This is a genomic window from Citrobacter sp. CK191, assembly GCF_030333435.1.
Taxonomy (GTDB): domain Bacteria; phylum Pseudomonadota; class Gammaproteobacteria; order Enterobacterales; family Enterobacteriaceae; genus Citrobacter_B; species Citrobacter_B koseri.
The window spans coordinates 686012-708213 of record NZ_JAOWFX010000031.1; the positions used below are offsets into that span (position 1 = coordinate 686012).

Annotated in this window: 21 protein-coding genes and 1 pseudogene; 10 read left to right on the forward strand and 12 right to left on the reverse strand. The window is 55.2% G+C overall.

Going from position 1 to position 22202, the window contains the following annotated elements; genetic code table 11:
- Positions 1-19 precede the first annotated feature (19 nt).
- The 3 genes from OGV82_RS14995 (at position 20) to ycgN (ending at position 1582) form a co-directional block, all read left to right on the forward strand.
- Positions 20-313, forward strand: a complete 294-nt coding sequence (locus tag OGV82_RS14995) for a YcgL domain-containing protein (protein ID WP_024130270.1) — start codon at positions 20-22, stop codon at positions 311-313.
- Between the two features lie 70 nt (positions 314-383).
- Positions 384-1043, forward strand: a complete 660-nt coding sequence (locus OGV82_RS15000; RefSeq protein ID WP_012132076.1) for a fumarylacetoacetate hydrolase family protein — start codon at positions 384-386, stop codon at positions 1041-1043.
- A 92-nt stretch (positions 1044-1135) separates the two neighbouring features.
- Complete coding sequence (ycgN, locus tag OGV82_RS15005) at positions 1136-1582, forward strand: cysteine cluster protein YcgN (RefSeq protein WP_047464034.1); 447 nt, start codon at positions 1136-1138, stop codon at positions 1580-1582.
- Between the two features lie 26 nt (positions 1583-1608).
- Here ycgN and OGV82_RS15010 read toward each other — a convergent pair whose 3' ends face one another.
- The 3 genes from OGV82_RS15010 to nhaB form a co-directional block, all read right to left on the reverse strand.
- Complete coding sequence (locus OGV82_RS15010) at positions 1609-1950, reverse strand: TehB family protein (protein WP_047463267.1); 342 nt, start codon at positions 1948-1950, stop codon at positions 1609-1611.
- A gap of 109 nt (positions 1951-2059) precedes the next feature.
- Positions 2060-2590 carry a disulfide bond formation protein DsbB gene (dsbB, locus tag OGV82_RS15015; protein ID WP_024130271.1) on the reverse strand — a complete coding sequence of 177 codons (531 nt, stop codon included), beginning with the start codon at positions 2588-2590 and terminating at the stop codon, positions 2060-2062.
- 141 nt (positions 2591-2731) lie between these two features.
- The gene (gene nhaB / locus OGV82_RS15020) at positions 2732-4276 is read right to left on the reverse strand and encodes a Na(+)/H(+) antiporter NhaB (RefSeq protein ID WP_047463270.1); all 1545 of its coding nucleotides are present in this window, start codon (positions 4274-4276) and stop codon (positions 2732-2734) included.
- 222 nt (positions 4277-4498) lie between these two features.
- Here nhaB and fadR point away from each other — a divergent pair, with 222 nt between their 5' ends.
- The gene (fadR, locus tag OGV82_RS15025) at positions 4499-5218 is read left to right on the forward strand and encodes a fatty acid metabolism transcriptional regulator FadR (protein WP_047463273.1); all 720 of its coding nucleotides are present in this window, start codon (positions 4499-4501) and stop codon (positions 5216-5218) included.
- 147 nt (positions 5219-5365) lie between these two features.
- Here the strand turns inward: fadR and OGV82_RS15030 are convergent, their stop codons facing one another.
- On the reverse strand, positions 5366-6898 hold the full coding sequence (locus OGV82_RS15030; RefSeq protein WP_024130273.1) for a SpoVR family protein: 1533 nt from the start codon (positions 6896-6898) through the stop codon (positions 5366-5368).
- Between the two features lie 322 nt (positions 6899-7220).
- Between OGV82_RS15030 and OGV82_RS15035 the strand changes: the two genes are divergently transcribed.
- The 3 genes and pseudogenes from OGV82_RS15035 to OGV82_RS23015 form a co-directional block, all read left to right on the forward strand.
- Positions 7221-8519, forward strand: a complete 1299-nt coding sequence (locus tag OGV82_RS15035; RefSeq protein ID WP_012132085.1) for a D-amino acid dehydrogenase — start codon at positions 7221-7223, stop codon at positions 8517-8519.
- Positions 8520-8531: 12 nt separating this feature from the next.
- Positions 8532-9602, forward strand: coding sequence for a catabolic alanine racemase DadX (gene dadX / locus OGV82_RS15040; protein WP_047463279.1), 1071 nt, complete (start codon positions 8532-8534; stop codon positions 9600-9602).
- Positions 9563-9772, forward strand: a pseudogene (locus OGV82_RS23015) (hypothetical protein); the annotation flags it as partial. The gene dadX and the pseudogene OGV82_RS23015, both read left to right, overlap by 40 nt.
- On the opposite strand, the gene OGV82_RS15045 reads toward OGV82_RS23015, so the two are convergent.
- Positions 9710-11443, reverse strand: coding sequence for a potassium/proton antiporter (locus OGV82_RS15045; protein ID WP_047463283.1), 1734 nt, complete (start codon positions 11441-11443; stop codon positions 9710-9712). The pseudogene OGV82_RS23015 and the gene OGV82_RS15045 sit on opposite strands and share 63 nt — an antisense overlap.
- Positions 11444-11539: 96 nt before the next feature.
- Positions 11540-12454 (reverse strand): muramoyltetrapeptide carboxypeptidase, encoded by a 915-nt coding sequence (gene ldcA, locus OGV82_RS15050; protein ID WP_101744129.1) that lies wholly within the window; start codon positions 12452-12454, stop codon positions 11540-11542.
- A gap of 100 nt (positions 12455-12554) precedes the next feature.
- Between ldcA and emtA the strand changes: the two genes are divergently transcribed.
- Positions 12555-13166: a membrane-bound lytic murein transglycosylase EmtA gene (gene emtA / locus OGV82_RS15055; RefSeq protein ID WP_012132090.1), complete on the forward strand. Its 612-nt coding sequence runs from the start codon at positions 12555-12557 to the stop codon at positions 13164-13166.
- Positions 13167-13178: 12 nt separating this feature from the next.
- Here the strand turns inward: emtA and ycgR are convergent, their stop codons facing one another.
- Positions 13179-13913 (reverse strand): flagellar brake protein YcgR, encoded by a 735-nt coding sequence (gene ycgR / locus OGV82_RS15060; protein WP_047463290.1) that lies wholly within the window; start codon positions 13911-13913, stop codon positions 13179-13181.
- A gap of 203 nt (positions 13914-14116) precedes the next feature.
- On the opposite strand from ycgR, the gene OGV82_RS15065 reads away from it, so the two are divergent.
- Both OGV82_RS15065 and OGV82_RS15070 read left to right on the forward strand, forming a co-directional pair.
- A complete protein-coding gene (locus OGV82_RS15065) occupies positions 14117-14371 on the forward strand; it encodes a GlsB/YeaQ/YmgE family stress response membrane protein (protein WP_012132092.1) in 255 nt (84 codons plus the stop codon).
- A 276-nt stretch (positions 14372-14647) separates the two neighbouring features.
- The gene (locus OGV82_RS15070; RefSeq protein ID WP_047463294.1) at positions 14648-16762 is read left to right on the forward strand and encodes a TonB-dependent siderophore receptor; all 2115 of its coding nucleotides are present in this window, start codon (positions 14648-14650) and stop codon (positions 16760-16762) included.
- 55 nt (positions 16763-16817) lie between these two features.
- On the opposite strand, the gene OGV82_RS15075 is transcribed toward OGV82_RS15070, so the two are convergent.
- Genes OGV82_RS15075 through OGV82_RS15095 form a run of 5 tightly spaced genes read right to left on the reverse strand, consistent with a single transcriptional unit; the run spans position 16818 to position 22202 of the window.
- Positions 16818-18788, reverse strand: coding sequence for a TonB-dependent receptor plug domain-containing protein (locus OGV82_RS15075; protein WP_012132095.1), 1971 nt, complete (start codon positions 18786-18788; stop codon positions 16818-16820).
- Between the two features lie 23 nt (positions 18789-18811).
- Complete coding sequence (modD, locus tag OGV82_RS15080; protein WP_047463299.1) at positions 18812-19669, reverse strand: ModD protein; 858 nt, start codon at positions 19667-19669, stop codon at positions 18812-18814.
- The gene (locus tag OGV82_RS15085; RefSeq protein ID WP_012132097.1) at positions 19666-20478 is read right to left on the reverse strand and encodes a class I SAM-dependent methyltransferase; all 813 of its coding nucleotides are present in this window, start codon (positions 20476-20478) and stop codon (positions 19666-19668) included. The genes modD and OGV82_RS15085 overlap by 4 nt, the downstream gene beginning before the upstream one ends.
- Positions 20479-20487: 9 nt before the next feature.
- Positions 20488-21246, reverse strand: coding sequence for an ABC transporter ATP-binding protein (locus OGV82_RS15090; protein WP_047463303.1), 759 nt, complete (start codon positions 21244-21246; stop codon positions 20488-20490).
- On the reverse strand, positions 21243-22202 hold the full coding sequence (locus OGV82_RS15095) for a FecCD family ABC transporter permease (protein ID WP_369701201.1): 960 nt from the start codon (positions 22200-22202) through the stop codon (positions 21243-21245). The genes OGV82_RS15090 and OGV82_RS15095 overlap by 4 nt, the downstream gene beginning before the upstream one ends.

Below are 22202 nucleotides of genomic sequence, written 5' to 3' on the forward strand. Positions count from 1 at the left end.
GTTAATTCAGAGTAAAAGTATGTTTTGTGTGATCTATCGAAGTAGCAAACGCGACCAGACCTATTTATACGTCGAAAAAAAAGACGATTTCTCACGGGTTCCTGAAGATCTGATGAAGGGATTCGGGCAGCCAACGCTGGCAATGATTCTGCCGTTGGATGGGCGTAAGAAATTAGTGAATGCCGACCTGGAGAAAGTAAAACAAGCGTTAACCGACCAGGGGTATTATTTACAACTGCCGCCACCGCCGGAAGATTTACTCAAACAACATCTTTCTGCGCCGGGCGAAAATAAACCAGACGCTAAAAGTTAAACTGTATCCGGCAACGCGAATGCCCTGTCGATGCAGTTCCTGAAATCCACGATTACGTTAGGGGAAAATAATGTATCAACATCACAACTGGCAAGGTGCTCTGCTTGATTACCCGGTAAGTAAAGTGGTTTGTGTAGGCAGTAACTACGCAAAGCATATTAAGGAGATGGGTAGCGCAACGCCGGATGAACCCGTTCTTTTTATTAAACCGGAAACGGCGCTGTGCGATCTACGCCAGCCGCTGGCGATTCCAACGGACATGGGCGCCGTTCACCATGAAGTCGAACTGGCGATATTGATTGGCTCAACTCTGCGCCAGGCGACGGAAGAGCATGTCCGCAAGGCGATTGCCGGTTATGGCGTGGCGCTCGATCTGACGCTGCGGGATATTCAGGGCAAAATGAAAAAAGCCGGTCAGCCCTGGGAAAAAGCAAAAGGGTTTGATAATTCCTGCCCGCTGTCAGGTTTTATTCCGGTTTCGGAATTTCATGGCGATCCGCAAAATACCGCGCTCGGGTTGAAAGTGAACGGCGAAATCCGTCAGCAAGGCTCGACGGCGGAGATGATCCACCACATTGTGCCGCTCGTCGCCTACATGAGCCGTTTCTTCACGCTCAAAGCGGGAGACGTGATCCTGACCGGCACACCGGAAGGCGTTGGCCCGTTGCAAAGCGGCGACGAGCTGGAAGTCAGTTTTAACGGTCAAACGCTGACGACGCGCGTCCTGTAATCTCTGCTTGCCGCCTTTTCGGGCGGCAAAACTTGCATCAGCGTGCCAGACTGGTTATAAGGTGCAGCTTTACAGCAATGGCGGATACCCTGATGAGCGACATACCTTTCTGGCAAAGTAAAACCCTGGATGACATGACCGATGCCGAGTGGGAGTCGTTGTGTGATGGATGCGGCCAGTGTTGCCTGCACAAACTGATGGATGAAGACACCGACGAAATCTATTTCACCAACGTGGCGTGTCGTCAGTTGAATATCAAAACCTGCCAGTGTCGTAACTATGAACGTCGGTTCGAGTACGAGCCAGACTGCATTAAACTCACCCGCGATAATCTGCCAACCTTTGAATGGTTGCCGATGACCTGCGCCTATCGCTTGTTAGCGGAAGGAAAGGGGCTGCCGGGCTGGCATCCGTTGTTGACCGGGTCGAAAGCGGCGATGCACGGCGAGCGTATTTCTGTGCGCCATATTGCGGTGAAAGAATCTGAAGTGCGGGACTGGCAGGATCACATCTTAAACAAACCTTCATGGGCGGACTGAACCGCCCATTGTTCAGCAAGCGTTAATTACGCTTTTTTCGCCTGATACATTTCATCGCCGTGGTTGTCGTCTTCAACCCAGAAATTGATATTGAATTGCGCATCGTCGCTTAATTCGATGCGGTGCCAGTATTGCGGCGGGCTGGTCGCAAACTGACCGGCGTTAATGACCACTTTGAGTTCAGGTTCTTTGGCGTCTTCGTTAGCGAAACCGTAGTAAGTGACCGTGCCTTCCATCACGCAGAGTTGCCCAAATACACCCGCAGCGGTGTTATGGTGGGAGAGCAGTGCGGCTGGCACATTCTCTTTGGTGAAGAAGGGAGTGGAACGTTTAATTTTCCAGTTTGCCGGGATGCGTAAATGGGACATAAAGCGTCTCCTTGTGGGGGCATCTATAAGATGCATTTAATATACATCTTATAGATGCCCGGAAGCAACGCCGTCAGGCGAAAAAAAACGCTCCCGAAGGAGCGTTCTGTTATCGACTAAAGAGATCGCGTCTTTTCGGCTTAAACGGTTGAGCAATCAACACCAGGATCGCGATCGCCAGATACGCCGCAAAAATCCCCAACAGCCACTGCGGCATCTCCAGGGTTAAAAACGACCACTGACGCTCGGCGCAGTCGCCGGAAGCCAGGAAGACCTGCGGCAGCCATTTATCCAGCGGTAGCCACGTCGGGAAGCGTGCAGCAAAATCACAGGTCATGAACGGCGAAGGATGAAGCTGGATCATCGTGTGTTCATAAGCCAACTGCAACCCACGCCAGGCGCTGTAAATCCAGATCGCTATCGCCACATAACGCAGCGGCGTTTTAGGGGCGACAGCGCCAACCAGACCCGCGCCCATCACGCCGAATAACGCGCTACGTTCGTAAATACATAGCACGCAAGGTTTGAGCAGCATGACGTGCTGGAACCACAGCGCTACCATTTCGAGCGCAAAGGCAGTTAACGCCATCAGTAACCACGCGCCCCGACCCCGTGAGCACTGGTTTAAAAATCGCAACATAATTATTTCCCTGCAACATGCGTAGACACCGCAGTGTAAACCAATTCAATTTATGCGCCAGTAGTGGGAAATGAAATAAAGTATAATCGGATAATTATCATGCAAAAAGTCAAACCGGGCAGTGATTTGCCCGGTTTGATGTTATGAGAATGTAGCTAACCAGCCAGATTGCGTCATCCACTCCGTGATGGGGGTGAGGGTAAACTCGACGCAGAGTAAACCAACGAGGGTGAGCACCAGCGTGTATGGCAACGCCATCCAGACCATACGGCCATAAGAGAGACGAATCAGCGGCGCCAGCGCAGAGGTGAGCAGGAACAAAAATGCCGCCTGGCCGTTTGGCGTCGCTACGGACGGCAAATTGGTGCCGGTGTTGATCGCCACTGCCAGCAGTTCGTACTGTTTCATGCTGATTGCGCCGCTTTCCATAGCCGCTTTGGCCTCATTGATGTAAATCGTCCCGACGAACACGTTATCGGAAATGGACGACAGCAGGCCATTGAAAAGGTAGAACAGCGTTAACTGCGCATGTTCGGAAGCCTGTAAAACGAACTGGATGATCGGGGCGAAAAGATGCTGATCGATAATGACCGCCACGATGGAGAAGAAAACCGTCAACAGCGCGGTAAACGGCAAGGACTCAGTAAATGCTTTGCCAATCGCGTGTTCATCGGTGACGCCGGTGAGTGACGTGGCCAGAATAATGACCGACAGGCCAATTAAGCCCACTTCCGCCAGATGCAGCGCCAGCGCCGTCACCAGCCAGACGCCGATAATCGCCTGTACAAACAGATTGAGTTTGTCCTGGCGTGTACGACGTTGACGGCTTTGATCGTCGAACTCCTGCAAAATATGACGCACTTTCTCCGGCAGCGTTTCACCATAGCCAAACCAGCGCAGTTTCTCGACCAGCACGCAGGTGAACAGCCCGCAAATTAGCACCGGAACCGTCACCGGCGACATGCGCAGGAAGAAATCGCCGAAATGCCAGCCCGCCGCTTTGGCGATAATCAGGTTCTGCGGTTCGCCAACCATCGTCATGACGCCGCCCAGCGCGGTGCCTACGCCCGCATGCATCATCAGGCTGCGCAAGAAACCGCGAAACTGCTCCAGCACCGCTTTACTGTTCTGGTCGAGGTGATCGTCATCCTGGAGATCGTTCTCTTCGCCGCGCGCAGAGGCGATGCGATGATAAATGCCATAAAAGCCGACCGCGACGCTGATGACCACCGCGACAACGGTCAGGGCATCAAGGAAAGCGGACAGGAAGGCGGCAGCCATACAAAATGCGAGCGACAGCAGCATCTTGGAACGAATGCTAAGCAGCAGGCGGGTAAAAATGAACAGCAGCAACTGCTTCATAAAGTAGATGCCTGCGACCATGAACATCAGCAGCAGCAGCACTTCGAGGTTGGCGGCAACCTCTTCACGCACATGCGCTGCGCTGGTCATCCCAATGATGACCGCTTCAATCGCCAGTAATCCGCCGGGCAGCAGGGGATAGCACTTCAGCGCCATCGCCAGCGTGAAAATAAATTCAGCGACCAGCAGCCAGCCCGCTACAAATGGGTTGATGAAGAAAATCAGTGGATTAGCAATTAAAAAAGCGATTAATGCAAGTTTATACCAGTCAGGCGACTGGCCCAGAAAGTTGCGCCAGAATGCGCGACCCCAGGAGAGCTCCATGGCAGTTTCCCTTACCTGTAAATGTGAGAATCATGTTTTTATGTTTAGGCGCAAAGCTTAGCGGCCAGGGTAAAAGCAGGCAAGTCCTTAACGTGATGGCGCGGCGTTATCCAGAAAATGAAGCCTTGATCCCCTTTTTCTTCATCCTGTCCGCTATCAGCCATGAAACCCGTCTGGTATGATGAGTGTAACTATGTTTTGCTGTGTAATGGAAATCTCACTATGGTCATTAAGGCGCAGAGCCCGGCGGGTTTCGCGGAAGAGTACATCATTGAAAGTATCTGGAATAACCGCTTCCCACCTGGCACTATTTTGCCTGCCGAACGTGAACTCTCCGAACTTATCGGAGTGACGCGCACCACGTTACGCGAAGTATTGCAGCGCCTGGCGCGAGACGGCTGGTTGACGATTCAACACGGCAAACCGACAAAGGTGAACAATTTCTGGGAAACGTCCGGGCTGAATATTCTTGAAACGCTCGCGCGTCTTGATCATGAAAGCGTGCCGCAACTGATTGATAATCTGCTGTCGGTGCGAACCAATATCTCCACGATTTTTATCCGCACCGCGTTTCGTCAGCATCCTGATAAAGCGCAGGAAGTGCTGGCGACGGCGAATGAAGTGGCCGACCACGCCGATGCGTTCGCGGACCTGGATTACAACATTTTCCGCGGTCTGGCGTTTGCCTCCGGTAATCCGATTTACGGTCTGATCCTGAACGGGATGAAAGGGCTGTATACCCGCATTGGCCGTCACTATTTCGCCAACCCGGAAGCCCGGAGCCTGGCGCTCGGTTTCTACCATAAGCTGTCATCGCTTTGCGAACAGGGCGCGCATGACCAGGTGTACGAAACGGTACGCCGTTACGGTCATGACAGCGGTGAGATTTGGCATCGTATGCAGAAGAATTTGCCAGGCGATTTGGCCATTCAGGGCCGCTAATCGTTATACGCCGGATGGCGCTCCGCTTATCCGGCCTACGGTGATGTGCTGTTTGTTCGCGCCGGATGGCGCTTCGTTTATCCGGCCCACGGTGATGTGCTGTTTGTAGGCCGGATAAGGTGTTTACACCGCCATCCGGCAATTAAACTACAGGCTGTTCATTCTCGGCGGACACCGCTCCAGCAGCTCAACGCTGCCATCCTCATTCTGCTGCTCCAGCATGACATCAAACCCCCACAGGCGATGCACATGTTTCAGCACCTCTTTACGTCCCTTATCCAGCGGCGCGCGGTTGTGAGGAATATAGCGTAGCGTCAAAGAGCGATCGCCGCGTAAATCCACATTCCAGATCTGAATATTCGGCTCCAGATTGCTCAGGTTGTACTGTGACGAAAGCCGATTGCGGATCTCGCGATAACCTTCCTCATTGTGAATGGCCGAAATTTCCAGATAATTGTGCCGGTCGTCGTCCAGCACGGTAAAGAAACGGAAATCACGCATCACTTTCGGCGACAGGAACTGGCTGATAAAGCTCTCGTCTTTAAAATCACGCATCGCGAAATGCAGGGTTTCCAGCCAGTCTGAACCGGCGATATCCGGGAACCAGTATTTGTCTTCTTCCGTTGGCGACTGGCAAATGCGTTTGATGTCCTGGAACATCGCGAAGCCAAGCGCATAAGGGTTAATTCCGCTATACCACGGGCTGTTGTACGGCGGCTGGAACACCACATTGGTGTGGCTGTGTAAAAACTCCAGCATAAAGCGCTCGGTCACTTTACCTTCATCGTAAAGATGATTCAGGATGGTGTAGTGCCAGAACGTCGCCCAGCCTTCGTTCATCACCTGCGTCTGTTTTTGCGGATAGAAATACTGGCTGACCTTGCGCACGATGCGCAGGATCTCGCGCTGCCATGACTCCAGCAACGGCGCGTTCTTTTCCATAAAGTAGAGCAGGTTTTCCTGCGGTTCAGACGGGTAACGCCGCGTTTCGGCGACGGCTTTCTCTTCCTCTTTCTTCGGCAGAGTACGCCACAGCATATTCACCTGGCTTTGCAGATACTCTTCGCGACTTTTCTGCCGGGCTTTCTCCTCCTGCAACGAAATTTTTTGCGGGCGTTTGTAGCGATCGACGCCATAGTTCATCAGCGCATGGCAGGAATCCAGCAGCTTTTCAACTTCGTCCACGCCATAGCGTTCTTCGCATTCGGTAATGTAATTACGGGCAAAGATCAAGTAATCGACAATCGAACTGGCGTCGGTCCAGCTGCGGAACAGGTAGTTATTCTTGAAGAAAGAGTTATGCCCATAGCACGCGTGCGCCATCACCAGCGCCTGCATAGTAATGGTGTTCTCTTCCATCAGATAAGCGATACACGGGTTGGAGTTAATGACGATTTCATAGGCCAGCCCTTGCTGACCATGCTTATACAGGCGCTCGGTTTCAATGAATTTTTTGCCAAACGACCAGTGAGGATAGTTGATCGGCATCCCGACGCTGGAATAGGCATCCATCATCTGCTCAGAGGTGATCACCTCGATTTGGTGCGGATAGGTATCCAGTTTGTAGAGTTTCGCGACGCGGTCAATCTCCGCCAGATAGACATCCAGCAGATCAAACGTCCAGTCGGGTCCATCGCTCAAACGTGTGCTGTCCTTGTTCATGGAATCAATCGTAGCCATTCGCGCACCCTCATTGTTGGCGGCACTCTCTGTCTGGAGCACCTCATTTCAAGCATAGAACACCGTGTTAAAAAACGTGCTGATGAAGAAAATTTTTCTTTGCGATTTCGCAGCGCCGGCACGCCAGAAAATGGTGTGGCTGCAATATTTTATGCTGGATAAAAATGACGCACAGCAGGAGATGCCAAAGCAGAGAGATCCCTGACAACAGAGGCAGATGTGAGGTGCGTCACCATAAAAAAGCCATATGTTGAATAATATTTTCAACTGAGTTATCAAGATGTAATTAGAAGATTGTTCTTTTACTGTTAACGGAGTGGCTATGCGAGTTGTCATACTGGGAAGTGGCGTCGTTGGCGTAACCAGCGCCTGGTATCTGTGTCAGGCTGGGCATGACGTCACCGTCATCGATCGTGAACCTGGCCCGGCGCTGGAAACCAGCGCGGCGAACGCCGGACAAATTTCTCCGGGCTATGCCGCGCCGTGGGCGGCGCCGGGTGTGCCGCTGAAGGCCATCAAGTGGATGTTCCAGCGCCATGCGCCGCTGGCTGTTCGCCTGGACGGAACGCAGTTTCAGTTGAAGTGGATGTGGCAAATGTTGCGTAACTGCGACACCCGCCATTACATGGAGAACAAAGGGCGCATGGTGCGTCTGGCGGAGTACAGCCGTGATTGCCTGAAAGCGCTGCGTGCCTCAACCGGCATTCAGTATGAAGGGCGTCAGGGCGGAACATTGCAGTTATTCCGTACCGCGCAACAGTATGAGAACGCCACCCGCGATATCGCCGTTCTGGAAGATGCCGGCGTACCGTATCAGCTACTGGAATCCAGCCGTCTGGCGGAGGTTGAACCTGCGCTGGCGGAAGTGGCGCACAAACTGACCGGCGGCCTGCGTCTACCCAATGATGAAACCGGAGATTGCCAGCTGTTCACTCAGCGCCTGGCGCAGATGGCGGAACAGGCGGGCGTGACGTTTCGCTTCAACACGCCGGTGGAAAAACTGCTGTACGAAGGTGAACAAATTTACGGCGTGAAGTGCGGGGATGACATCATCAAAGCCGATGCTTACGTGATGGCGTTTGGCTCTTACTCGACGGCGATGCTTAAAGGGATCGTCGATATTCCGGTCTATCCGCTTAAAGGTTATTCGCTGACGATTCCGGTCGCACAGGACGATGGCGCGCCAGTTTCGACTATCCTTGATGAAACCTACAAAATCGCCATTACCCGTTTTGATAAGCGCATTCGCGTGGGGGGAATGGCGGAAATTGTCGGCTTTAACACTGAATTATTACAACCGCGTCGTGAAACGCTGGAGATGGTCGTACGCGATCTCTTCCCGCGCGGAGGGCATGTGGAACAAGCCACGTTCTGGACCGGGCTGCGGCCAATGACCCCGGATGGTACGCCGGTGATCGGACGGACGCGCTTCAAAAACCTGTGGCTGAACACCGGGCATGGGACGCTGGGCTGGACAATGGCCTGCGGTTCAGGGCAATTACTGAGCGATATTCTTTCAGGTCGTACACCTGCTATTCCTTATGACGACCTGAGCGTAGCGCGGTACAGCCCTGGCTTTACGCCGTCACGACCCCGGCATCTTCATGGCGCGCATAACTAATAAGGAAGCGAGATGACCCGCCCTATACTGGCCAGCCTTGACCTGCAGGCGATGAAACAAAATCTTGGCATTGTGCGCCAGGCCGCCCCGGACGCTCGCGTCTGGTCGGTGGTGAAAGCCAATGCCTACGGACATGGTATCGAGCGTATCTGGACGGCGTTGGGGGCGACCGACGGCTTTGCCATGCTCAATCTCGAAGAGGCGATTACGCTGCGAGAGCGGGGATGGAAAGGGCCGATCTTAATGCTGGAAGGGTTCTTCCATGCCGACGAGCTGGCCATATATGACACATACCGTCTGACGACCTGCATACACAGCAACTGGCAGATCAAAGTGTTGCAAAACGCGCGCCTGAACGCGCCGCTGGATGTTTATCTCAAAGTGAATAGCGGCATGAACCGGCTGGGTTTTTTACCCGAGCGGGTACAGACCGTCTGGCAGCAACTGCGGGCGCTGCCGAATGTGGGCGAAATGACGTTAATGTCGCACTTTGCCGATGCTGAGCACCCGGAAGGGATCGACCAGGCGATGACGAAAATCGCCCATGCGACGGAAGGGCTTGAATGCCGTCGCTCGCTGTCGAATTCAGCGGCTACGCTGTGGCATCCTGAAGCCCATTTCGACTGGGTGCGACCCGGAATTATTCTGTATGGCGCATCGCCGTCAGGGCAGTGGCGGGATATCGCCAATACCGGGCTGAAACCGGTTATGACCCTGAGCAGCCAGATTATTGGCGTACAGACGCTGAAAGCGGGCGATCGGGTCGGGTATGGCGGACGCTATACCGCGACTCAGGAGCAGCGCATCGGGATTGTGGCGGCGGGCTACGCGGATGGTTATCCCCGTCATGCGCCAAACGGCACGCCAGTGCTGGTGGACGGTGTGCGTACCGGAACGGTTGGCACCGTGTCGATGGATATGCTGGCGGTGGACCTGACGCCGTGCCCGCAGGCGGGTATCGGTACGTCTGTGGAACTGTGGGGGAAAGAGATCAAGATTGATGATGTCGCCTCTGCGGCGGGAACGGTGGGGTATGAACTGATGTGCGCGCTGGCGCCGCGTGTTCCGGTTGTGACAGCGTAACTTTTTTTTGTGGCGCCGTAGGATGGCGCCTGTGCTTATCCGGCCTACAGAGGGCAGAGTGTAGGCCGGATAAGGCGTGTCAACGCCGCCATCCGGCAGCGTCTCCATTATTCCATTTCATCCCCCGCGACGCGAACCCCGACCTTACGCACGGCGTTGTCTTCTTTCTCTGCGACCGTCCAGATCATGCCGGCAAACTCCACCTGGTCGCCCACAACCGGCGCGGCGCCCAGCAACTGCTGCACGATTTCCCCCAGCGTCTGCTGTTTATCGCGATATTCCGTTCCCTCGTCCAGGCCGTAAATCAGGGCGACGTCAGCAAATTTCGCATTGGCTTCGAGAATAAAATCGCCGAAAAAACGCTGATCCAGCGCGACCGGCGGCGACTGGCTGAACAGTTTGCCCAGCGCCGGAAGGTCGCGCTCACGTCCAATAACGCACAGAACGTCGCCTTCGCGTAAACGGGTGCTTCCGGTCGGGTGGAACAGCACGTTGTCGCGAAACAGGGCGGCGATACGGGTCTCCTGCGGCATGTGCAGATCGCGCAGCGCGGCGCCGACGCACCACTTATCTTCACTCAACTGGTAGACAAACTGCTCCCAGGGGTTTTCCGGGTGAATATCCAGCCCGATACGCGAAACCGGCCAGCCGACGGGAGGCACCACCACTTTGGCTTTTTTGGCCGCCCAGGTCAGGGACGTTCCCTGGAACAGCAGCGATATCAGCACCACAAAGAATGCGACATTAAAAAACAGTCGGGCATTCTCCAGCCCAGCCATCATCGGGAAAACCGCCAGGATAATGGGTACGGCGCCACGCAGCCCCACCCAACTGATGAAGATCCGCTCACGCAGATTAAAGCCCCGAAACGGCAGCAGGCCCGCGAAAACGGAGAGCGGGCGAGCCACCAGAATCATCCAGACCGACAGCACCAGCGCTGGAACGGCGATAGGCAGCAGATCGGATGGCGTAACGAGCAGTCCCAGCACGAGGAACATGGCGATTTGCGCCAGCCAGGCCAGGCCGTCAAAGTTTTGCAGGATGCCAAACCGGTTGCGGATAGGGCGGTTGCCCAGCAGGAATCCACACAGGTAAACGGCCAGAATGCCGCTGCCTTCCAGCGCGGTGGTTACGGCGAAAACGAGAATTCCCCCGCTCAGCGCCAGCAGCGGATATAACCCGGTGGGCAAGGCAATCCGGTTAATCATTTGCTGAAGCAGATATCCGCCGCCTAACCCCAGCATGATCCCCAGTCCAAACTGCTGGATGATATCGAGCACGAAGAGCCAGCTCAGGCCGGTCTCATGTTTCTGAATCATCTCTATCAGCGTGATGGTCAGGAAAACCGCCATCGGGTCGTTACTCCCGGATTCGATTTCCAGCGTCGAACCGACGCGTTCGTTAAGCCCTTTACCACCCAGCAGAGAAAAAACAGCAGCCGCATCCGTTGAACCGACAATGGCGCCAATCAGCAGCCCTTCGATGAGATTCAAATGAAAGAGCCAGGCGGCCATCATGCCGGTGAGACCGGAGGTAATCAGTACCCCTACCGTCGCGAGCGAGAGCGCCGGGCCCAGGGCGACGCGAAAGGAGCTGGCCTGGGTACGCATCCCGCCATCCAGCAGAATAATTGCCAGCGCGAGGTTACTCACCATGTACGCGAAAGGATAATTATCAAACGGGATACCGCCAACGCCATCAACACCCGCGAGCATGCCAATCGCGAGAAAGATAACCAGAATAGGGATGCCAAGACGAGATGAGAATGAACTTAATAAGATACTACAGGTTACGAGGACTGAACCTAAAATGAAAAGACTAATAATGGCTGCGGCATCCAACGTTATGTTACTCCTGAATTACGCTGTTTCTAATAATAAACCCTAACATAATAACGACAGAAACAGCGTTTTACTTAGCCCAGGCGACGGCTTTTTTTATGATTTGAGGACAGGATGGCCGGAGAGTGTGAGTTGGCTGCCATTTTCGCCATTTTTTAGCACCGCGTGGGCGCCGAGCGGCAGCGTAACGGTGCGTTGCTCATGACCAAAATCCAGACCGGTCACGACGGGGATGGAGATACGGGAACGCAGAAACGCGTAAACCGCGTCAAGATCGTAACCGGCATCGTAATCATTCGGCGCGCTACCGCTGAAACTGCCCAATATCAGCGCGTTCTGCCGGGACAGAATCCCCGCGTGATACAGTTGCAGGAGCATTCGCTCAACGCGGAAAGGATGCTCGTTAATATCCTCCAGCACCAGTACGCCATTTTCAATGGCGGGCATCCACGGGGTGCCGATAAGGGAGACCAGCATGGCCAGATTGCCGCCCCACAGCGTGCCTTCCGTTTCACATGTCGGGCCGTTACCTTGCCACTCCACCGTGAACTGCGCGTTGCACAAGGCCCGCCAGAAATGGCGCTCGGTGAAGGTGTTCATCTCCTCCGCGCCGAAATTCGCCGCCAGCATGGGGCCGCTAAACGTTATCACCTTGCCCAGCGCCAGCAGGGCGGACTGAATCACCGTAAAATCGCTGTGGCCGCAGATCAGCAGCGGGTTCGCCTGTTGCCGTGCGATGAGCGCCTGCCAGTCAATGCTCTCCAGCAGACGACTGGCGCCGTAACCGCCGCGAACCGGCATCACAATGGTATCGGGCGTCGTCAGGCGGGCGAGGCCGTTAACATCCGCCAGACGCTCGGCGTCTGAACCGGCAAAACGCTGGTCACGGCGGCCAATGACGGCGGCGTTATTCACCTGGTGGCCAGATTCGATCAGCCGTTGTACGCCGCGTAAAGCCGCTTGCTGATTGATGCAGTAACCCGATGGGGCGATTAAGTGAAACAGGGACATGGCAATTCCTTGCTGACATCTAAAACCAAATGTATATCATGCCGATTGAGCATGTCGTTGTCACTCGCAGCGGCGAATTCCGGCTATAAGGATAGATGACGTGAAATTGAGATGGTTTGCTTTTTTGGTTGTATTGCTGGCGGGCTGTAGTTCAAAGCAGGATTACAAGAATCCGCCCTGGAACGCCGAAGTCCCGGTTAAACGGGCAATGCAGTGGATGCCGATAAGTGAAAAAGCCGGGGAAGCCTGGGGCGTCAGCCCGCGTCTGATTACCGCGATCATCGCAATTGAATCGGGCGGTAATCCGACGGTGGTCAGTAAATCCGGGGCGGTTGGGTTAATGCAACTGAAGGCCTCGACGTCCGGGCGCGATGTTTATCGTCATATGGGCTGGAGCGGCGAACCGTCGACCAGCGAACTGAAAAACCCGGAGCGGAATATCTCGATGGGGACGGCGTACCTGAGTATTCTGGAACACGGGTCGCTGGCCGGTATTAACGATCCGCAGGTGATGCAGTACGCGCTGGTGGTCTCTTATGCCAATGGCGCGGGCGCGCTGCTGCGCACGTTCTCTTCCGATCGCAAAAAAGCGATTGAGAAAATCAACGATCTGAGCGCGGATGAGTTTTTCGAGCACGTTGCCAAAAATCATCCTGCGCCACAGGCGCCGCGTTATATCTGGAAACTCCAGCAAGCGCTGGATGCGATGTAACTCGCACGGGGGTTATTCACGCACCTTATTGGATTTTTCCCGCGCTTCCCGTTCAAGAGAGAAAATAATCCGCTGTAATTCCCGCTCCACCGCCGGGCTGACGTTGAGAAAACGAAAGCTCAGGCGGGGAGTGGTAATCGTTTCATTTTTCCCGTCAATCACTCTGCGTTCGCTGATGGAAATAAGCTGGGCGTCAAAGTGGAAAACGCCCCATTGCCCCATGTTCAGCTCAATTTGCGAAAAGCGCATGCCTTCGGTTAATCCGGCGGGTTTTGTCGCTTCCAGCAATGCGCCCATGCCGCCCAGCGAGAGATCGAACAAGCGAAAACGTAGCGTGTTGTCGTCCGGCATTTTCGCCTGGCAGTAGTAGGGGGGATGCAAAGGCGCGGAAATACGGAAATACTCCCGGCGCTGAACGAACCACAGCTCGGGCGGCAGCGCGGTAATAAATGCCGGAAGCTGCTGGTATTCGCCACGGGTGAGCTGATCCAGCGTGAACTCCACTTTCGCGCCCTGCGTTTCTGCGGTAATGGTTATCTGTCTGGCGCGCTGAACGGCGATGTTTTCATAGTCCTGGCTGCCGAAATCCATCACCAGTTTTTCCGCGTTAACGTCCAGAATCTTACTGATGAACTGCCCCCCGGCCCAGGAGATGCGTAGCGGCACCTGGCTCTTGTTTAAATCTTTGAGTACGCCTAATACCGCCAACGGGTTTTGCTTCAGGAACTGCTCACTGTAGTGACTCACGCGTAATGACTCCTGGATGCCTGACAGATTATCGTTTGGTTATCGGCATGGCATGACGGAACTTAAGACAAATGGGTGAAATTTTTATCAACGCCAGCGCATAACGTCGCAGGATGAAAAGCATGGCCGGTTGATTTGCCTATACTTAAGGGACTGGCGCAAGAACGTCTTGCGCATGCTTTCACTGGAAAGAGGGCCTGAATATGGGAATTATTGCCTGGATTATTTTTGGTCTGATTGCAGGTGTTATCGCTAAGCTGATTATGCCGGGTCGCGATGGCGGTGGTTTTATACTGACCTGTATTCTCGGTATCGTTGGTGCGGTTGTCGGCGGCTGGCTGGCAACCATGTTTGGTATCGGCGGCAGCATCAGCGGGTTCAATCTTCACAGTTTCCTGGTGGCCGTCGTCGGGGCGATTGTTGTGCTCGGCGTTTTTCGCCTTCTGCGGCGCAATTAAATGAACAGAGCGGATGTGGGGATGAGTGCGTAAATCGGCGACATGCTACCCTGGCGTGTTTTCCGTTCACTTGATGCCCATTATCGCGCTGGCGCATTATCAGTCGTGAACGTGTCAGGGAAGGCGTCTTCCCGGCACGTTTACGGGAATTCAACAGACGTCAGAACAATCTGTATTCCTGAGCAACGCCTGGCCGGATTAACGGCGAAAGCTGGCTTGATTTGTGAATAAAAATGAGAATAATTGTCATTCCATTTCACATATAATAATTTGCTCATGAAAACAACTCATCGTTTCACATTACGCGCGCTCTCTGGATGTATCACCTTAGCCCTGACGGTCCCGTCTTATGCTGAAGAGGCAAAAGAGTCGACCATTGTGGTCACCGCCGCCGGGCAGGAGAGCCTTCTTCCGGCCTGGACCAACAGCGCCACCAAATCCGCCGTGCCGGAAAGCAAAACGCCGCAGGTGATCAACACCATCGACAGGCAGGAGATTGAGCAACGCCACGCCAACTCGGTGAATGAAATTCTGCGCTACGCGCCGGGCGTGTCAACGGAAGTTCGCGGTAATACCTCCTATATGAGCGAATATAAGATTCGCGGTTTTACTGTGGATCAGGAGTATTACAACGGCCTGCAACTGCCGTACAACGTGACCGGGAATACCAAAGCGCGTATTGATCCGCTGCTGATTGAAAGCGTGGATATTCTGAAAGGCCCGGCCTCGGTGCTGTACGGCAATGGATCGCCGGGTGGACTGGTAAACATCCAGAGTAAAAAACCGCAGGCGGAACAGAAAACGGAAGTGGGCTTCAACACCGGCACCCGTAATCTGAAAGAGGGTTATCTGGATTCAACCGGGCGAATCAGCGACAGCGACTGGAACTACCGTTTACTCGGCAAGGCGACGGAAGGGGATGATCAACCGCATACCTCCCGCTATGAAAACTATCTGGTTGCCCCGTCCGTTACCTGGCAACCGGACAACAAAACGCGTCTGACGATTGATGCGCTGGCGCAGAATACACCATCGCTGTCGCCTTCCAACCCGCTGCCCATTTCTTATCTGCGCTCAGAGTATGCGGGGCGCCGTGATTTTGCCGGAGATGAGTGGAGCGGCTTTAAGCAGCGTCAATGGATGCTGGGTTACAGCTTTGAACACCAGTTTGACAGCGGCTGGGGCTTCAATCAGAAAGCGCGCTACTTTGATGTGGATACCCACCAGCGCAGCGTCTACTCCACCGGAAATACGGGGAATCCGGTCTGGGAGTTGAACCGGTTTGCCTACACGACCGATGAAGATCTGAAAAGTTTTAACATCGACAACCAGGTTACGAAAACGGTAGTGTCAGGCGACTGGCAGCACCATCTGCTGGCAGGCTTCGATTACCAGAAACTCGACAGCCATTACTTCTACCGCTATGCCAGCAGCACGCCGGGGATCGACATGCGCCACCCGAACTATCGTCAGATTCATACCGACGATTTAGGGCTGAGTACTGCGCAGAATAACCGTCTCTCTTATCAGCAGAATGGTTATTATCTTCAGGATCAGATTGCGTTTGGCGGCCTGAACCTGCTGGCGAGCGTGCGTTACGATGACTATCGCTCCACCACGACCGACTATCTGCAAAACGGCGATAAAACCTGGATTTCACAAGATCGCGTCACCAAACGTTTCGGTGCGTTATACGCGTTTGAAAATGGGATCTCTCCATTTATCAGCTATTCCGAAGGCTTTAAGCCGATCTCGCCGCAAGGGACTCTGACCTCGAAAGAGGTGAAGCCGACCACCAGCAAGCAGGTTGAGGGCGGGGTGAAATACCTGCTGGCGGAATACGCGACCACCTTTACCGCATCGGTGTTTAATATCCGCCAGAAAAATGTGCTTTCCGCCACACCGACCTGGGATTACCGTCAGACCGGCGAGATTGAGTCAAAAGGGGCCGAACTGTCGATTGTCAGCCGTCCGGCGGATAACGTCACGCTGATCGCCAACTATGCCTATACCCATGCGATCAACACGGAAGATGAGACGTATGAAGGCAAACGTCCGACTCAGGTGCCGGAAAACGCGTTTAACCTGTGGGGCGATTACACCTTTGATAATACGCCGCTGCGCGGGCTGAACGTTGGCGCGGGCGTCCGTTATACCGGGCCGATGGAGATCTCGCCAGCTAACGACAAAGGCAAACTCGGCGGCACGACGCAGTATGATATGGCCGTCTCTTACCGTCTGGGAGAGGCGATCCCATCGTTGAGCGGGGTGACGCTGAAGGCCAGCGCGCAGAATATTACCAACAAAGAGACGTTTAGCTGTTACGACGACAACAACTGCTGGATTGGTCGCGACCGCACCGTTCAGGTTGGCGCCAGCTACAGCTTCTGATAGCAACCCGGCCTGCAATTGCGCAGGCCGGGTTCGTTTTCATTCGGCGGAACAATCAGAACTTATATTCCACCCCGGCCCAGAAATTACGGCCTTCCTCGATAAACCCTTCGCTGTAGGCATACTTCGTATCGAACAGGTTGTTCACGGACGCGTTGACGCTAAAACCGTAGCCCACCGCATAATCCGCGCGGATATGGGTAATGGCAAATCCGCCCGCTTTCTGTGAACCGTCTGAATTGCTGTAGCTGGAGGAACGCGCCTCTTCTGACAGCGTAACACTCAGCGGTTCCCACGGTTTGAGCGTCATCCATGCGGTGAGCGTCTGCGTTGGCAAATCGGTGATTTCACCGATTTCATCACGCTTGACGTCCGCGTGGATCAGCCCGTAGCTCAGCCCGACATCCAGCATTTCAGACACATTGCCTTTGATTCCGGCATCCAGACCGGTGTAATCCACCCGGCCGCTATTGCGGTTCTGGATCGTATCGGCATCAATGTTGTGCGACAGGATTGCGTCGGTCACGCGGTTATAGTACACGCTGACCTCGAATCCCCAGTCGCGGGTTAGCGAACCGTTCCAGGTCAGATCCACGCTGCGGGCGCGTTCGGGTTTTAACTGCGGGTTGACGATAGCCACCTGGTTATACGCCGGTTTCGACGTGGTATACCGCTCTTTGAGCGTCGGGAAACGCGTCCGGTCAGAGTAAGAGAGCGCCAGCGTGTCCTCGTTTGCGAAGTGGTATTTGGTCATGACCTGCCAGTTAAACGCTGACTGGTTGTTGTCGTCGTAGTGGGTTACGCTGCCGTCTTTTTCGTGCTTCATCCCTTCCAGACTGTCACGCCAGTCATAGCTAATACCGGCCACGACATCCACATTATCGGCGGCGGCCCACTGGTATTCGCTGGCTAACGACCAGGTGCGATCTTCATAGCGATCGTATGCCGCATGCGGCGCGCCTTTTTCACGGTGGACGTCATCTTTCCAGTTAACGGCGAACGAGAGCAGATCGTTTTCACGCATTTCGGCGGCGAGTTGTAACCCTGCGCCATCGCTGTAATCGGAATAGTGGCTATAGCTGCCTTTCTTGTTTTTCAGGTCGGCAAGGGAGTTGTACATCATCAGCGTGTTTTCAAAGGTGTCGCGATAAAGCCGGCTTTTCAGCGTGAAGCGATCGCCCAGATGCGTGGTGCCCTGATAGTAATAACTCTCTTTATCGTATTGCGGCCACTGCCAGTAGCGCGACTTCTGGCTGCTGGTGCCTGCGTATGGCGGGTTGTCCTTTTCACCGTCCTGGTTGATATAGGTCAGGGTGTACTCGTCATTTTCGCGCGGCGTGAAGCCCAGCTTAACAATGCCCCGTTTATCATCTGCCGACGAGTTGATCATCTTCCCGTTGCTGCCTGCAATGGCGTTGTCCACCCCGTGCGGCAGACCCAGGAAATCCTGCTTCAACTGGCTACCGCTGACTTGCAGATAACCCAGCTCATTACTGGCGCCAAACGAGGCGTGCATATCGTGGGCGTTATCTTTGCTCCGGCTCCATCCCTGGCGATAACCGATGCTCCCTTCGAGAGGTTTTGTCGGTTTTTTGGTGGTGATGTTGATCGCGCCACCCATCTGGTTAGGGCCTTGCAGCAGCGATGAGTAGCCTTTGGACACCTCAACGGAGGCAATGTCCGAGGTGAGGAAGCGCCCTAAGTCGAGGTTGCCGTCGTAAGGGATGTAAACCGGCACGCCGTCGAAAAAGATAGGAACCTGGCGGCTGTCAAAACCGCGAACTTTGACCTGCTGTTCGTTGCGGTTGCCTGATTTTTGCAACGCCACGCCAGGGATGACGCTTAATGCCTGCGCCACATTCTGCTTATCCAGATCCTGCATGGTTTGTTGACCAAGCACCGTGGTGGTCGCCGCAGAGGCGGGGCTAGACCAGACGGTCATGGTGTCGCTTTCTTGCCCAGCAAACGCATTATGCGCAAAAGCTACCGATAATGCCGTGTAAAGACAACTCTGAGTGAATTTCATTGTTTTTATTCCATTTATCAATGTTATATGTCACTTTCGTCCGGGTTCAGGATGACGTTGATATCCATCGGTGGTGCATAGTACGGTGCGGATGTAATAAAGAGCCTGATACCACAGTCGAGATAACTCGCCAGAGTGGCGAGGTTGATGCCGCCAGTCAGCGCCAGCGTGCAATGGGGGGCCAGTGAAGGCGCCGCCCGGGCCACCTCCGCCGCCTGATGTGGGGTAAATTTGTCGAGTTGCAAAACGTCGGGGCCTGCGCGGAGCGCTTCAAGGGCTTCCTCGGGGGTGTCTGCTTCGACGACGATCTTTTTTTCCGGGGCATGACGGCGCAACTGCGAAATGGCCCCGGCCCAGTCGTTACCGGGGGCGAGAAAGCGGCGGTGATTTGCAAACAGCAGCACGGTTTCCGCGCACCCGGCGCGGTGAATGATTCCGCCTGCGGCGAGCACCGCCTGTGCGGCTAACAGCCGGGTGCCGGGAATGGCTTTACGCGTGCAGGCTATTTGCCCGTCGGGGTAACGGCTATGTAGGATGTGAAGCATGCTGTCGAGATAGTGTGAAACGCCGCAGCTCCACTCCAGTACGTTTTGTACGGCCTTCCAGCCCTGGTGCAGCGCCGTCGCATTCCCGCTGACGCTGATCAATCGTTGACCGGCTGCGGCGCGCTCGCCGTCGTTCATCTGCTCCAGGACGGTCAGCCCCAGCGACTGCAACATTTGTCTGGCCACGGCAATGCCGCTCACGCAGCCGCCCTGGCGATGGCGGAAGGTCATGCGGCCTGGCAGATTGCCGATGCCCAGAGCGCGCGTGGTCAGGTCGCCTCCCTGAATATCCTCCAGCAGCAATGCGTCCGTTTGTGCGTGTGAGAAGTAGATCATTTCAGCGCCTTTTGTGGAATGCTGTCCCACCAGATCAGCGCCCAGTCCCGGCTGGCCGGGGCAAGGGCGCTGGCATCCTGCTGTTGATACCAGCGGTACAGACGCTCACGCTCTTCATCGCTGATGTCGCCCATGCTCCAGCGAACGTTCTCAGCAAAGCGTTCCCAGGTGCTGTTGTCCTGCTGGCAGTTCTGTCCACGGATAAAATCGACATGGGCGCAGATCCCCATCTGGTACAGGACATTGAGGGCATAAATATAGTTAGGCAGCTCGATAACCTCGCGACCCAACGCGCGCTGGATAGTGGGGGAAACAAAAGAGGAACTGACCAGGTGCGTGGTATAGACGCGCAGCCGCGCCTGGTTGTTGAGTTTTGTCATCGCCTGGCGCATATCCGCAACGAGCGTTGAGCGGGAGGCCACGGCGATATCGCAGCGCGGAAGATCGCTCCAGTCCTCTTCCCAGGCGCGTTGCACCCAGTGAACATGGGTTGCCCGTTGCTCTGTCGCACGACGGGCGGCAACGCGCAGCATTCCGGGGCTGTAATCCACGCCGCAGATATGCGGTATTTTGCCCGCTAACGCCAGCGAGACGGTGCCAGGGCCGCAGCCCATATCAAACAGCGAGTTCACGCCCTGCAAATCCATTTTTTCCATCAGCTGTTGCAGGTAGGTGTCCGTCGGCGACGCGCAGTTTTCTGCCATTTTCTCTGCCCGTTTATCCCAATGGTCGGGCGTTTTTTCCGTTCGTTTCGCCTGCAATAGCTGCTGGCGGTAGAGGTCTGCAAAATCAATGTCATCAATGAGCATGGCTGTCCCTTATTGCTGATCGCCAAAAAGATGGCGGTGGATTTGTGTGGGCGAGACCCGATAAAGCGCGGCCAGATTGTCGGCAGCGAGCTGGCGCTCTGGCGCGCCTTGCGATACCTGGCCGTCGGACTCCACGCGTACGACGCTGTCGGCTATCGCCCTGGCATGGAGCGGATGATGGGTTGACATCAGTAGCGCCATCCCCGTTTTTTTCAGTGTCACCAGCGTGTCGAGCAGGCGGATCTGGTGACCAAAGTCGAGGCTGGAGGCGGGTTCATCCAGCAGTAGCAGGCGAGGGCGTTGCGCCAGAGCGCGGGCGATCAGCACCAGTTGACGCTCTCCGCCGCTCAGGGTGTTCCAGCGTCGGTGCGCCAGATGGACGATTTCAAGCGCGGCGAGCTGCTGCTGGGCAATTTCTCGCTCCCTGGCGCCGGGAACGGCGAATGCCGCCATTTTCGGCGTCAGCCCCATCATCACCATATCCAGAGCAGTGAAGGCGAACGCGCCGTCGTGCGCCTGTGGCACCCAGGCAATGGCGCTGGCGCGCTCCCGGTCTGAAAAACGCTGCACCGCCACGCCATCAAGCAGGATGTCGCCGCTGATCAAGGGGAGAACGCCAAGAATGGTGCGCATCAGCGTGGTCTTGCCGCTGCCGTTTGCGCCGAGTAAACAGCAAATTTCTCCCGCCGGTACGGTAAAAGAGACGTCGCGCAAAACCGGGCGTCGGGCGTATCCCAGGTTGGCGTGGTGAACCGTCAGTCGTGTCATTGGCGTCCTCCACGCAGCAGAAGCAGCAAAAAGAAAGGAGCGCCGATAAATGCGGTGAGGATACCCAGTGGAATCTCCGTACTGCTGATTGCGCGCGCGAGCGTGTCGGTCAGCAGCAGTAAAATGGCGCCGGCGCCCATTGAGACAGGAAGCAACTGTTGGTGGTTATTGCCGGTGAGCAACCTGCCGATATGCGGCACGACTAAGCCTATCCAGCCGATAATCCCGGCAATCGCCACCGTGCTGGCGGTGATGAGCGTCGCGCAGACAATCAGCGCGAGCCGAAGGCGGGTAACGTTGATGCCCAGGGAACGGGCTTCATCATCTGAAAGCGTCAGTAAATTCATACGCCAGCGCAGTAGCAGCAAAGGGATGGCGCCGAACAGAATCAGCGGTGCCGAGAAGCAAAGATCATGCAGCGTGATGGTAGAGAGCCCGCCGAGTAACCAGAAGGTTATGGAAGGCAACTGGGTATAGGGATCGGCCAGCGTTTTTATCAGGGAAATTCCCGCGCCGCACAGCGTACCGAGCGCGATACCCACCAGCACAAGGGTTAATACGGGGTCGTGACGCGTCACCCGGCGGGTAATCAGCCAGACGCCAGCAACTACCAGCAGACCGCCGCCGAACGCGTAGAGCTGGATAAACAAAATCGGCAGGCCCAGTAAAATCGCCGTACATGCGCCTAAACCCGCTCCGGCGGCAACGCCGAGAATATCCGGGGAGACCAGCGGGTTGCGAAACATCCCCTGATACGTCGTGCCCGCGCCCGCCAGCGCAGCGCCCAGCAGCAGCGCGGCGAGAATGCGGGGGAGGCGGATCTGCCAGAACACGATTTGATCCTGTGTCGGCACCGTGTCATGGCTGAAGATCATCGCTAGCACCTGCCGGGCATCGAGGTGATAAGCGCCCGATACAGTGGCAAAGGCAATACAGAGAAGGGCAATCCCCAGCAT

Coding starts and splice junctions, on each gene's coding strand:
- OGV82_RS14995 (WP_024130270.1), top strand. CDS start 20: ATGTTTTGTGTGATCTATCGAAGTAGCAAACGCGACCAGACCTATTTA.
- OGV82_RS15000 (WP_012132076.1), top strand. CDS start 384: ATGTATCAACATCACAACTGGCAAGGTGCTCTGCTTGATTACCCGGTA.
- ycgN (WP_047464034.1), top strand. CDS start 1,136: ATGAGCGACATACCTTTCTGGCAAAGTAAAACCCTGGATGACATGACC.
- OGV82_RS15010 (WP_047463267.1), bottom strand. CDS start 1,950: ATGTCCCATTTACGCATCCCGGCAAACTGGAAAATTAAACGTTCCACT.
- dsbB (WP_024130271.1), bottom strand. CDS start 2,590: ATGTTGCGATTTTTAAACCAGTGCTCACGGGGTCGGGGCGCGTGGTTA.
- nhaB (WP_047463270.1), bottom strand. CDS start 4,276: ATGGAGCTCTCCTGGGGTCGCGCATTCTGGCGCAACTTTCTGGGCCAG.
- fadR (WP_047463273.1), top strand. CDS start 4,499: ATGGTCATTAAGGCGCAGAGCCCGGCGGGTTTCGCGGAAGAGTACATC.
- OGV82_RS15030 (WP_024130273.1), bottom strand. CDS start 6,898: ATGGCTACGATTGATTCCATGAACAAGGACAGCACACGTTTGAGCGAT.
- OGV82_RS15035 (WP_012132085.1), top strand. CDS start 7,221: ATGCGAGTTGTCATACTGGGAAGTGGCGTCGTTGGCGTAACCAGCGCC.
- dadX (WP_047463279.1), top strand. CDS start 8,532: ATGACCCGCCCTATACTGGCCAGCCTTGACCTGCAGGCGATGAAACAA.
- ldcA (WP_101744129.1), bottom strand. CDS start 12,454: ATGTCCCTGTTTCACTTAATCGCCCCATCGGGTTACTGCATCAATCAG.
- OGV82_RS15065 (WP_012132092.1), top strand. CDS start 14,117: ATGGGAATTATTGCCTGGATTATTTTTGGTCTGATTGCAGGTGTTATC.
- OGV82_RS15070 (WP_047463294.1), top strand. CDS start 14,648: ATGAAAACAACTCATCGTTTCACATTACGCGCGCTCTCTGGATGTATC.
- OGV82_RS15075 (WP_012132095.1), bottom strand. CDS start 18,788: ATGAAATTCACTCAGAGTTGTCTTTACACGGCATTATCGGTAGCTTTT.
- modD (WP_047463299.1), bottom strand. CDS start 19,669: ATGATCTACTTCTCACACGCACAAACGGACGCATTGCTGCTGGAGGAT.
- OGV82_RS15085 (WP_012132097.1), bottom strand. CDS start 20,478: ATGCTCATTGATGACATTGATTTTGCAGACCTCTACCGCCAGCAGCTA.
- OGV82_RS15090 (WP_047463303.1), bottom strand. CDS start 21,246: ATGACACGACTGACGGTTCACCACGCCAACCTGGGATACGCCCGACGC.
- OGV82_RS15095 (WP_369701201.1), bottom strand. CDS start 22,202: ATGCTGGGGATTGCCCTTCTCTGTATTGCCTTTGCCACTGTATCGGGC.